The 11,406-nt window shown below is 61.5% G+C and carries 11 protein-coding genes and 1 pseudogene; 5 read left to right on the forward strand and 7 right to left on the reverse strand.

Translation table 11 applies throughout. The features are described 5' to 3' along the window. Window position 1 precedes the first annotated feature (1 nt). The 5 genes from NKH57_RS01320 (at window position 2) to NKH57_RS01340 (ending at window position 5,765) form a co-directional block, all read left to right on the forward strand. Complete coding sequence (locus NKH57_RS01320; RefSeq protein ID WP_352941058.1) at window positions 2–784, forward strand: ABC transporter permease; 783 nt, start codon at window positions 2–4, stop codon at window positions 782–784. Continuing rightward, complete coding sequence (locus tag NKH57_RS01325; RefSeq protein WP_352941060.1) at window positions 781–1,845, forward strand: ABC transporter ATP-binding protein; 1,065 nt, start codon at window positions 781–783, stop codon at window positions 1,843–1,845. The genes NKH57_RS01320 and NKH57_RS01325 overlap by 4 nt, the downstream gene beginning before the upstream one ends. A gap of 2 nt (window positions 1,846–1,847) precedes the next feature. Continuing rightward, entirely contained in the window at window positions 1,848–2,609 is a 762-nt protein-coding gene (locus tag NKH57_RS01330) for an MBL fold metallo-hydrolase (protein WP_352941063.1), read from the forward strand. A gap of 596 nt (window positions 2,610–3,205) precedes the next feature. After that, a complete protein-coding gene (locus NKH57_RS01335; protein ID WP_352941065.1) occupies window positions 3,206–3,979 on the forward strand; it encodes an NAD kinase in 774 nt (257 codons plus the stop codon). A 202-nt stretch (window positions 3,980–4,181) separates the two neighbouring features. After that, complete coding sequence (locus NKH57_RS01340) at window positions 4,182–5,765, forward strand: DEAD/DEAH box helicase (protein WP_031260221.1); 1,584 nt, start codon at window positions 4,182–4,184, stop codon at window positions 5,763–5,765. A gap of 65 nt (window positions 5,766–5,830) precedes the next feature. On the opposite strand, the pseudogene NKH57_RS01345 reads toward NKH57_RS01340, so the two are convergent. The 7 genes and pseudogenes from NKH57_RS01345 to prfB all read right to left on the reverse strand — a co-directional run. Then, a pseudogene (locus tag NKH57_RS01345) lies at window positions 5,831–6,070 on the reverse strand (LysR substrate-binding domain-containing protein); the annotation flags it as partial. After that, window positions 6,039–6,947, reverse strand: coding sequence for an ankyrin repeat domain-containing protein (locus NKH57_RS01350; RefSeq protein WP_352941067.1), 909 nt, complete (start codon window positions 6,945–6,947; stop codon window positions 6,039–6,041). The pseudogene NKH57_RS01345 and the gene NKH57_RS01350, both read right to left, overlap by 32 nt. A 260-nt stretch (window positions 6,948–7,207) precedes the next feature. Continuing rightward, the gene (locus tag NKH57_RS01355; RefSeq protein ID WP_023759375.1) at window positions 7,208–7,813 is read right to left on the reverse strand and encodes a hypothetical protein; all 606 of its coding nucleotides are present in this window, start codon (window positions 7,811–7,813) and stop codon (window positions 7,208–7,210) included. A gap of 245 nt (window positions 7,814–8,058) precedes the next feature. Continuing rightward, on the reverse strand, window positions 8,059–8,709 hold the full coding sequence (locus NKH57_RS01360) for a YiaD family glycine zipper/OmpA-like lipoprotein (protein ID WP_352941070.1): 651 nt from the start codon (window positions 8,707–8,709) through the stop codon (window positions 8,059–8,061). Between the two features lie 174 nt (window positions 8,710–8,883). Continuing rightward, window positions 8,884–9,252: a GFA family protein gene (locus tag NKH57_RS01365; protein WP_352602496.1), complete on the reverse strand. Its 369-nt coding sequence runs from the start codon at window positions 9,250–9,252 to the stop codon at window positions 8,884–8,886. Between the two features lie 180 nt (window positions 9,253–9,432). Then, on the reverse strand, window positions 9,433–9,810 hold the full coding sequence (locus tag NKH57_RS01370) for a hypothetical protein (RefSeq protein ID WP_023759378.1): 378 nt from the start codon (window positions 9,808–9,810) through the stop codon (window positions 9,433–9,435). Window positions 9,811–10,249: 439 nt separating this feature from the next. Continuing rightward, a protein-coding gene (prfB, locus tag NKH57_RS01375) for a peptide chain release factor 2 (protein WP_156938544.1) occupies window positions 10,250–11,381 on the reverse strand; the annotation gives its coding sequence in 2 pieces (ribosomal slippage) (window positions 10,250–11,314 and window positions 11,316–11,381; 1,131 coding nt in all). Window positions 11,382–11,406 lie beyond the last annotated feature (25 nt).

The following is an 11,406-nucleotide window of genomic DNA, read 5'->3' on the forward strand; positions in this document are numbered from 1 at the left end:
GATGGGCAGGATCGTCCGCATCGCCTCGTGGCTCTACGCCGTCCTGATCTACGGCTTCATCTTCCTGCCGGTCGTCGTGCTGGTGCTGTTTTCGTTGCAGGCGACGTCGTTTCCGATCCCGCCCTTCACCGGCCCGTCGTTGCGCTGGTACGATGCGGTTCTCTCGGACCCGCGGCTGACCTCGGCGCTGGTCAATTCGCTGCTGGTCGCCTCCATCTCGTCGCTCGCCGCCGTCACGCTCGGCTTCCTCTCGGCCTGGGGCTTTGCCCGCTTCGTCCTGCCCGGATCTGGCCTGCTGCGCGGGCTGATCACGCTGCCACTGACGGTCAGCTATCTCATCATCGGCATGGGGCTTCTGGTGCTGTTCAACTGGGCTGGCGTGCCGAAATCGCTGCTTGCGGCAGGGATCGGCCATGTCGTGATCAACCTGCCGCTGTGCTTTGCCATCATCTACAGCCAGATGGGCGACCACCAGATCAACATCGAACGCGCCGCGCGCGATCTCGGCGCGCCGGAATGGAAAGTGCTGCTGTTGATCACCGTGCCGGTCATGGCGCCGGCAATCTTCGCCGGCTTCTTCCTGTCGATGACCTTCTCGTGGGACGAGTTCGTCATCTCTTTCCTTTTGACCCGTTTCGACACGACCTTGCCGGTGGAAATCTGGAACCTGCTGCGCTCCGGCCTCAACCCGAAAACCAATGCCGTCGGCTCGCTGGTCTTCGCCGTCTCGATCGTGCTGGTCGTGCTGTTCGAACTGACATTGCTGCGCAGGAGAAGAGCATGACTGCACCCCTGGTCGACATAAGTTCCGTATCGCATCGCTTTGGCCAGCAAATCGTGCTGAAGAATGTCTCGCTCAAGATCGAGCCGGGCAGCTACACGATCCTGCTCGGACCCTCAGGCTCCGGCAAGACGACGCTGCTGTCCATTCTGGGCGGCTTCGTCACGCCCAGCGAAGGCAAAGTGTTCATCCGCGGCGAGGACTGCACCTCGGTGCCGCCGGCCAAGCGCCCGACGACGACGGTGTTCCAGGACTACGCGCTGTTCCCGCATATGAGCGTCGGCGGCAATGTCGGTTTTGGGCTGCGCATGCAGGGCGTCGACGGCGCCACACGGGCGGCAAGGGCACGCGAGGCGCTGGCGCTGGTTGGGCTGGCCTCCGCTTTCGACAAGAAGCCGCATCAGCTCTCCGGCGGCCAGCGGCAGCGCGTGGCGCTGGCGCGTGCGCTGGTGATCGAACCGGCGGTGCTTTTGCTCGACGAGCCACTCGGCGCGCTTGACCTCAAATTGCGCCGGCAAATGCAGGACGAGTTGAAGGCGATCCAGAAGCGCGTCGGCACTGCCTTCATCCACGTCACCCACGACCAGGAAGAGGCCATGGCGCTGGCCGACCATTGCGTGGTGATGAATGACGGGCGCATCGAGGACGAAGGCCCGCCCGAGCGCGTCTATGCGCGGCCGGCGACGCGCTTCTCCGCGACCTTCATGGGCGAAAGCACGATCCTCGCCGGCACGGTTGCGGAGGCCAAGGACAGGACCAGCACGGTCGCGACGCCGGTCGGGCGGATTTCACTGCCCTGCACGTTGCCGGTCGGCTCGGCCGTCGGGCTCGCCATACGGCCGGAGCATCTCGTCTTCGGCGTGGGCAGCGGCGGTGTCAGGCTGGGTACGGCCGAGGTGAGCGACATCGTCTTCCAGGGCAGCTTCAAGCGCGTGCTCGCCGCCTCGGTCGAGGATCCCGCGCTGCGGTTCATCGCCAGACTTCCGGCTTCGTCGACCGTCCAGCCCGGCGACACCGTCGCGATTTCGTGCGATATCGGCGCGATCATCCTTTTGACGGATTGAACATGGGCACGCTTCCGCTCATCGACGCGCCAGACTGGTACGAGACCATCCGCATGGCCGACGGTGTCACGCTGATCCACGAGCCGTGGATCAAGCCATTCTTCCGCTGCAACATGTGGCACGTGCGCGGCCGCGACCGCGATCTCCTGTTCGATACCGGGCTTGGCCATTTCAGCCTCAGGCGTCATGTGCCGCTGGTGAGCGAGCGACAACTGACCTGCGTCGCCAGCCACACCCATTTTGACCATATCGGCTGCCACCATGAATTTCCCGATCGCTGTGTGCATGCAGCCGAGGCTCAAATCCTCGCCGATCCGCGCAACGAATGGACCGCCGCCAGCACCTACGCGACGGACGAGATGTTCGAGGGCATGCCGCAAGGCTGGGACACGGCACGCTACGGCATTCTACCCGCACCCGCCGGTCGTCTGCTCGCGCATGGCGATGTCGTCGATCTCGGCGACCGCGCCTTCGAGGTGATCCATACGCCCGGCCACTCGCCCGGCGGCATCGCGCTTTACGAAAACAGGACGGGCATCCTGTTATCCGGCGACATCATCTATGACGGCCCGCTGATCGACGATGTCTACCACTCTGTGGTCGATGACTATATCGCCACCTTGCTGCGCCTGCGCGACCTCGACGTCTCGGTCGTGCATGGCGGCCATTTCCCGAGCTTCGGAAAGGTGCGCTATCGCCAGCTTGTCGACGAGTACTTGGCGCAGAAGCGGCAAGCCGGCTGCCATCTGCGGCAGCGTTCATAGCTGAGCATCCGTTGGCGCAACAGCTGGAATGTCCGCTCAATACCCGGCATCCGGTTTTCGCCTCCAGCCAGGAAGGACATGCCTCGCCAAGTCAGGTCCGGGTTACAGCGCCCTTTGCGGGCATGGCGCCCCGGCGGCATCACCACAGCGCGACGCCGTGGGTTGAGGCCGGAAGCTCGTCTCTTCGGACTGGCGCACCAATTCGGCAAAGAGGAGCGCGAAGCTTCCCAGCATCAGAAAGACGATGATCAGGCGTGTTACCGGCAATATGACGGCCTCGACTGGCTAGCCCCACGCCACCCATCCGATGCCCGGCTAACATGACGGGTCCGGCTTTACGAGAGCTTAAGCCCGGTCTTAACCATCACATTCGCGCAGCCTCTGACATGACGCGCGAACGGCACGTCCGCAACCCGCCGTTCTGCCGTCGCCTTGCCATCCGGGATAGCCCATGGCATCCGGGATAGCCATGGCATCCAGGATAGCCACGGCATCCGGGATAATGCCTCTCTTTGCAGACCTGGCCCGCCCATGCTACCCCGGCGCTGGCGCGGCCCAGCAACAGCGTGCTGCCAACCGATCGTCGTCGGGGAACCATGAGCAAAACCGCCAGCCGCATCGCCTTCGTCTCGTCCGACACCGCCGACGCCAAGACGGCGCTGGAAAGCCTTTCGGCGCGCTATGGCCAATCCTCCGTCGAGGATGCCGAGATCGTCGTCGCGCTTGGCGGTGACGGCTTCCTGCTGCAGACGCTGCGCGAGACGATGGGGACCGGCAAGAAGGTCTACGGCATGAACCGTGGCACCATCGGTTTCCTGATGAACGAGTACCGGTCCGGCGGGCTCACCGAGCGGATCGCGGCCGCGGTCGCCGAAACGATCCGCCCGCTGGAGATGATGGCCGAGACCTCGGCAGGCGAAACGCTTTCGGCGCTGGCGATCAACGAAGTCGCGCTGTGGCGGCAATCCTATCAGACGGCCAAGATCCGCATCACCGTCGACGAGCAAATACGGCTCGAGGAACTGAGCTGCGACGGTGTGATGATCGCGACGCCGGCCGGGTCCACCGCCTACAATCTTTCCGCGCACGGGCCCATCCTGCCGCTCGACGCGCCACTGCTGGCGCTGACCCCGGTCAGCCCGTTTCGCCCGCGCCGCTGGCGCGCCGCGCTGCTCTCCAACAAGGCAACCGTGCGCTTCGACATCCTCGAGCCGGAAAAGCGGCCTGTGAACGCCGCCGCCGACCATACGGAAGTCAAGGCGGTGACCTCGGTCACGGTCAGGGAATCGCCCACTGCGACGGCGACGTTGCTGTTTGATCCCAACCATTCTTGGAACGAACGCATTCTCGCCGAACAGTTCCGCTATTGAGCCGGCGCCGCGACCGACACCTCGATTAAGCATCCCGATTAAGGTTACAACTTCACAATCGCGCCAATCACGGCCGTTTCTGTTGACAAATCGAGGGCTTGCTCCTAATTGCAATACCAATCTTGCAGGCGCGTGGCGCTTGCCGCGATAGACGCCGTTAGACGCCGTTGCGCTTCCCCGAACCAGCCAAAGACAGCAACAATTGTCCTCAGACACCACGACCGCTCCAGAAGCGTTGACCTTTTCAGACCTAGGCCTGTCGCCGAAGGTTCTTTCCGCAGTCACCGACGCCGGCTACACGCAGCCGACGCCGATACAGTCTGGTGCCATTCCGCACGCGCTTCTCGGCAAGGACGTGCTGGGCATTGCCCAGACCGGCACCGGCAAGACGGCATCCTTCGTGCTGCCGATGCTCACAAGACTGGAAAAGGGCCGCGCCCGTGCCCGCATGCCGCGCACGCTCATTCTCGAGCCGACACGTGAGCTTGCCGCGCAGGTCGAGGAAAACTTCGTCAAATACGGCAAGAACCACAAGCTCAACATCGCGCTCTTGATTGGCGGCGTGTCGTTCGACGAACAGGACAAGAAGCTGGAGCGCGGCGCCGACGTGCTGATCGCGACGCCCGGCCGCCTGCTCGATCACCGTGAGCGTGGCAAGCTGTTGCTCAATGGCGTCGAGATCCTTGTTATCGACGAAGCGGACCGCATGCTCGACATGGGCTTCATCCCCGACATCGAGCGCATTTGCGAGATGATCCCGTTCACCAGGCAGACGCTGTTCTTCTCGGCGACGATGCCGCCGGAGATCACCAAGCTCACCGAAAAATTCCTGCATGCGCCGGTTCGCGTCGAGGTCTCGAAGGCCGCGTCCGCAGCGACCAACATCATCCAGCGCCTGGTCAAGTCCGGCTCCAAGCCATGGGACAAGCGCGAGACCTTGCGCAATTTGATCAAGGCAGAGGATGCGGAGCTGAAGAACGCCATCATCTTCTGCAACCGCAAGGTGGAAGTGTCGGAACTGTTCCGCTCGCTGCTGAAGTATGATTTCGACGCCGGCGCGCTGCATGGCGACATGGACCAGCGCGCGCGCATGCAGATGCTGGCCAATTTCCGCGATGGCAAGCTGCGCTACCTGGTCGCCTCCGACGTCGCCGCGCGCGGTCTCGACATCCCCGATGTCAGCCACGTCTTCAATTACGATGTGCCGATCCATGCCGAGGACTACGTTCACCGCATCGGCCGCACCGGACGCGCCGGGCGCTCTGGAAAATCCTTCACCATCGCGACCAAGTCGGACACCAAGTACATCGACGCCATCGAGCGGCTGATCGGCAACAAGATCGAGTGGCATGATGGCGACCTGTCGACAGTGGTCGCCAGCGAAGGCGAGGACGATGCTCCGCGCCGCGGCAAAGGCGCGCCGCGCCGTGCCGGCCGCAAGGACGACGAACGCAAGGACAGGGGCGACCGCAAACCACGCGAACGCCACGCCAGGCACAGTGAAGAACCGGCACCGGAAACGGTCCGCGAGGATCAGCCCGATGTGGCCGAGGGCGCGGTCGCCGACATCGGCGAACGCCGCTCGCGCAAGGACGCGATCCGGTCGGAAAACACCGAGCGCAAATCATCCGATCGCAACGAGCAGCGCGCACCGGAACGCGGCGACACCAGGCCGCAGCGCGACAGCAACCGCCCTGCCCGCCAACGCCACCAGGAAGACAACGACTCCACCGTCGGCTTCGGCGATGACATGCCAGCCTTCATGAAGATCGTCGCCAAGGTCTGATACGACAGCGCTGCGCGTCCTCTTGGACGCGCAAAAGCAGCCGTTTGCGCTGGAATCGGCAATTTGCCGATTCGTATCGCCAGATCGGCACCGAGATCGACAAATCCATCGGAAAGCTGGAGGTCAACCTCGACCCGAGGATAGGTCCGCATGTAATCCGCGATGACCCGTACGAGGAAATCCGGACCGAACAGAACTGGTGCGCTCACGCGCAGGATGCCTGACGGCTCCGATCGCTGGTTGCGGATTGCAGTGCTCGCCAGACAGGAGCAATCAATTGTCGGGAAGCGGCAGCGGTGTGTCACTCAAGGTCCGCAGGTAAGCGATGAGGTCAGCTCGCTGCTTCTCGTCCTGCAGACCCGGGAAAATCATATCTGTTCCGGGCAAAGCGAATGCCGGATTTGAGATAAAAGAATTGAGGTCCTCAAAGGTCCAAGTGCCGCCGGCTTCCTTTATAGCTGACGAATACGGGACATCGCTTTGTGAGGCCTTCGGCCGCCCTACGACGCCCCACAGATTAACCCGTTTGGGAATCTTAAGGTTCGGCGATGCAAGATGACAAGCCCCGCACGTTCCGTCGAAAATTTCCTTGCCTGATTCAGCGCTTGCCGATGCAAGTCGAGCCGAAATCGGCGCAACGGCCGGTCGTCCGGCGCCATGACTGCGCAAGTAGGCCACGATGTCATCGTGACCCCTGAGCTTAGCCAAATGTATGGGCGGATTTCCATTCGATGTCAGTGCGTTGACCTCTGCCCCGGCGTCCACAAGATGAATGACGCATTGAAGGCAGCCATTTTCGGCAGCCACGTGCAGCGGCGTCTGCGCTTTCGCCACCTGATTTGGATCGGCCCCATTGTCGAGCAACAGCTTCACAATCTCGGCGTGCCCAGCCTTGTTGGCGGCGTAGAGTGGCGTTCTTTGCCAGCTGACGGGCAGGTTGACGTCCGCGCCACGATTGATCAGAAGTTTGGCAAACTCGACATTTCCGCCTTCGCAGGCGATGTAGAGCGCCGTAACGCCGTCAATTTCGTTGACAGCGGCGCCTTTGTCCAAGGCGGAAGCCACCGCCGCGACGTCGCCATTCCTGACAAGATCACCTAAGTTGCTCGCGTGGGCGGGCAGTGTAAAAAGGCAAAGGACGCATGAAGCTCTTGTCACCCACATGCGTCCTCGCTTGATCATTGTATCCTCCCTGAAGAGAGTTCCATGACGGGTTGATCTAGAACAAGAGCTTGCTGGTGGTGACACGGCTAGCCGAGAATGGCCGCTTTCGCCTCGGAAGCAGACATGTTGATCCAACCATGCCCGTTTATGAATTCACGCCCTAAAGCGTGTCGCGTCCGAACGGATCCAGGCGACCCGCTTTAGGTCTTTGTGTCATGCATGTCGTTGTCCCATAACCGAGGTTTGGGCGACATGCACTAGCCAGCCTGGCTCGCCCGTTACATCGGTCCAGGCATCATCTTGGTCGGCTTCTCCAGCATCGGAAATTCGGCCTTACTGCATTTCACGTTCGGGTTCGTCGGACTGAACATCCCGTTCGGGTTGTCCGTCAGCCAGGCGTGAAGATCATAGTGCACGAACTCGCGCGGGATGAGCGGATAGTGCCCCTCCATCGGTCCCATGAAGGTTTGGCCGAAAAGCTTCGGAGGTTCCTTGATGTCTGGCGTCAGAGGCACCAGCCATTCCGCACCCACCAGGCGCAAACCCTTCTTGGTCGGTTCGTAAATGAGCACATTGGGGTGCATCGGGTCGAGTTTTTGGCCGACACTCGGGACGTTGACGAAATGGATACCCATGGCGCCTTTCGGGTAATCCATCGCACCCGCTATCTTTTCGCCGCTGTAGTAGACGCAGCCGACTGTCGACAGATAAAGATCGCGGACGGCTGCGGTGTAGTCTTCATATTTGGCGAGCGACTTTTTCAAGGCATCGATGTCGGCCTTGTTGGCGTCCTCGGCCCGCGCCGTGGCGACGCCCAACCATGCGCTCATCAGGCCTGTTAAAGCAAGGACGCCGCAGCGCCCAAGGCTGGCTGTTCTTGGCATGCATTCCTCCCAGATTTTCTCATCTGGCCGTGCAAGACCCGAGGCGGAAAAAAATGCTGAGTGCGCGGCCAGTTGCACCGCCTCATCCCCTACGGAACGGCAATTACGCTATTCCTTTCCGTGGTTGCGGGGAAGTTTTTATTTAGCATAAACTAATGTTCCGGCGCTGATCCGAAGAGCGCCCTTAACAGCCCAAACAAAAACGGCCCCAACGCGGGGCCGCTTCGCATTCCTTGCCGAACAGATCAGGTAAGCGGCGACAGCTGGATTTCGACGCGGCGGTTCTGGGCACGGCCTTCGGCCGTGGCGTTCGATGCGACCGGACGCGTCTTGCCGAAACCGGTGACGGCGAAGCGGCGCTGATCGACGCCCTGGCCGGACAAATAGTTGGCGACCGCCAGGGCGCGGCGCTGGGACAGGTCGAAATTGTGCTGATCCCCACCAGTCGAATCGGTGTGGCCGAACACATCGACCGTGGTCTGCTTGAACTTCTTCAGCACCAATGCGACCGAATTCAGCACCTGGTAGAAGCCGGGCTTCACTGCGTCCTGATCCGTATTGAAGGTGATATCGGAGGGCATGTTGAGGATGATCTGGTCGCCGCTACGGGTGACGCTGACGCCGGTACCCTCGAGTTGCCGGCGCAGTTCGGCTTCGTTCTGGTCCATTGTGGCGCCGATGGCACCACCGGCGAGCGCACCGATGCCCGCGCCGATCAGCGCGTTGCGGCGGTCATTGCCGCCGGCAAGCAGGCCAAGGCTGGCACCCGCCAGGGCGCCAAGGCCAGCACCGGCAGCGGTGTTGGAAATCTTCTGGTCGCCTGTATACGGATCAGTGGTGGTGCAGGCACTCATGAGCACAGCCGTCGCCACGACGACGAGCACAGTCTTTTTCATAGGATGGTCCCTCTCCAAGTCACGCCTTGCGGTGGCGCCAAATCAGCCCTTCCGGCGACTTGTACCATGAATTGCGGCGAAAAACGGAACGGCAAAAACGCCGCCCACGGCTTTTCCGGGGATCACACCCCGGCGACGGCGCCGCATCGCCACGCCGGGGTGGCCTGAATTAGGCTACCAGAGATTCTTGCCATCGATGACCACCACTTCGACCTTGTCCAGATCGAAATCATCGAACAACCGCGAATTGACGCTGATCTTGGGATTCTCGAAATTAGGCTCGCCCGTCGACCAGTCCGGCGTTTCCGTGAAGGTGCCGCAGCCGCAGGTAGCGCAAAACCCATGCTTTACCGTTTTCGACCCCCATCGGTAGAAAGAAACGTTCTCCATCGGGCTGGTGAGCTTGAATTGCGATGGAATGTAGTAGGCCCAGAGCGAGCCGCGTTTCGAGCAGAACGAACAGGTGCATTGCGTCACAGTCTGCGGTGCCTGCGAAACCTCAAACGTCGTCGCCTTGCAATGACAGCTTCCCTTGATGGTCATCGACGAATTCCTCTCCATTGCCCGCCACCTATGCGGCAAAGGCAGCATAAAGAAGTGCTCCTGACAACCGTCTGTCATCATGCGTCCACCGAACCACGAATGCCCGGGCTGCCCAGGCATAGACAAGCTCCGGCAAGTCAGTAGCCTGCCCCATTACACGCGGCCGCGGATGTCGTGTCGTCAATAAGAGCGAGGCGGCACGAACAGGCAGATTGTCTTGCCGGCGTCGAGACCGGCCTGATGCGCGCACCAGTGGAACTCACCGTCAGGGCTGTCCTTGACGCGCTTGTCGCTCATGGGAACAACCTCACCCGTGCCGGCGATGACATAGCCCTCGGGTTTTTCCAACACTTCGCCAGTATGAGCCGTACGACAATCATAGTTGGCGCAGCATGCGAATGGGTAACTCCAGCCTAGTGGCTTTGCCGCTGTCGGTGTGGCGTCATGCGCAAAGGCAGGTGCCGTCAGCATTGCGATTGCGGCAATTGCGAACAGGGAAAACAAGAGTCGGCCGGCCGGTTCAGCGGCATGGGCCGATCTGGAAGTGGCAGCAGACATGGAAGCGTTCCTTTCAAACGAGCATCAAGCAGTTCGCTTGCCCGTTCCCGGAACGTGTCTTCCCAGCGGCCAGATCGTCAGCTTGCAGATATGCCGCGCCCGGCCATAAATGCTTTTTGTCTCCCCTCAATGCCGTGATGGTGAGCGCAAATGTGAGTCGGCGCAAGAAATTGCTGCGTTCACGAGTACCGCGGCGCATGCCAACCAATCATCCGCTACCGACCGCTGAAATCAACTTCCCGGCAAACAGGTGTCGAATAAACGGGATCGGTGCCGTGTGGTTCCAGCCTATGGCTGGTTGGCGATCACATGCTCTTGATATTGAGGCAGGCCGTCGGCATTCTCTCCTCGTCCTGGGGCGCAGGGTTCGGGTCCATCAGCACCGGCAGCGCATGAGCCGCCGTTTGCAGGCCGGCCTCACCTGAATATGAGCATACCCTTAGTCCAGGTCCGCCACTGCTTCGCCGGCACCGCCTTCGATGCGCTGCGACAATGAGGCCTCCATGAAATCGTCGAGGTCGCCATCGAGCACGCTCGACGGGCTGGTGCTCTCGACGCCGGTGCGAAGATCCTTCACCAACTGATAGGGCTGCAGCACATAGGAGCGTATCTGGTGACCCCAGCCAATATCGCTCTTCGAGGCTTCGGTGGCGTTTGCAACCGCCTCGCGCTTCTTCAGCTCCTCCTCATAGAGACGCGAGCGCAGCATTTCCCAGGCCTTGGCCTTGTTCTTATGTTGCGAACGTTCGGCCTGGCAGGCGACAGCGATGCCGGTCGCAAGGTGGGTGATGCGCACCGCGGAGTCGGTGGTGTTGACGTGCTGGCCGCCGGAGCCGGACGAGCGATAGGTATCAATGCGAACATCGGATTCGGAAACGTCGATCTCGATCGTGTCGTCGATGACCGGATAGACCCAGACGCTGGCGAAGGACGTATGCCGACGTGCGTTGCTGTCATAGGGCGAAATACGCACTAACCGATGCACACCGGATTCGGTCTTCATCCAGCCATAGGCGTTGTGGCCCTTGATCATCAACGTGGCGGACTTGATGCCGGCCTCTTCGCCGTCATGCACCTCCAGGACCTCGACCTTGAAGCGGCGCCGCTCGGCCCAGCGCGTGTACATGCGCAGCAGCATCGACGCCCAATCCTGGCTTTCGGTGCCGCCGGCGCCGGCATGGATTTCGAGATAAGTGTCGTTGGCGTCGGCTTCACCCGACAGCAGCGTCTCAACCTGGCGGGCCTTCGCTTCGCCCTGCATCGAACGGAGCGCGGCTTCGGCTTCGGCGATCACGCCCTCGTCGCCCTCTTCCTCGCCGAGTTCGATCAGGCCGATATTGTCTTCCAGCGCCTGCGTCAGCCCTCTCACCGAGGCGATGCCTTCTTCGAGGCTCTGACGTTCGCGCATCAGTTTCTGCGCTTCCAGCGGTTCGTTCCAGAGACTGGCGTCCTCGGCGCGCACATTGAGGTATTCAAGCCGTTTTATGGCCTGATCCCAGTCAAAGATGCCTCCTCAGCAGGGTGATCGCCTGCCTGATCTCGTCGACAATATTCTGCGTTTCCGCGCGCATGGCTGGCTGTTCTGTCCTGTGTTTG

Origin of the sequence: Mesorhizobium sp. M1050 (assembly GCF_040318715.1) — a bacterium.
Lineage (GTDB): Bacteria > Pseudomonadota > Alphaproteobacteria > Rhizobiales > Rhizobiaceae > Mesorhizobium.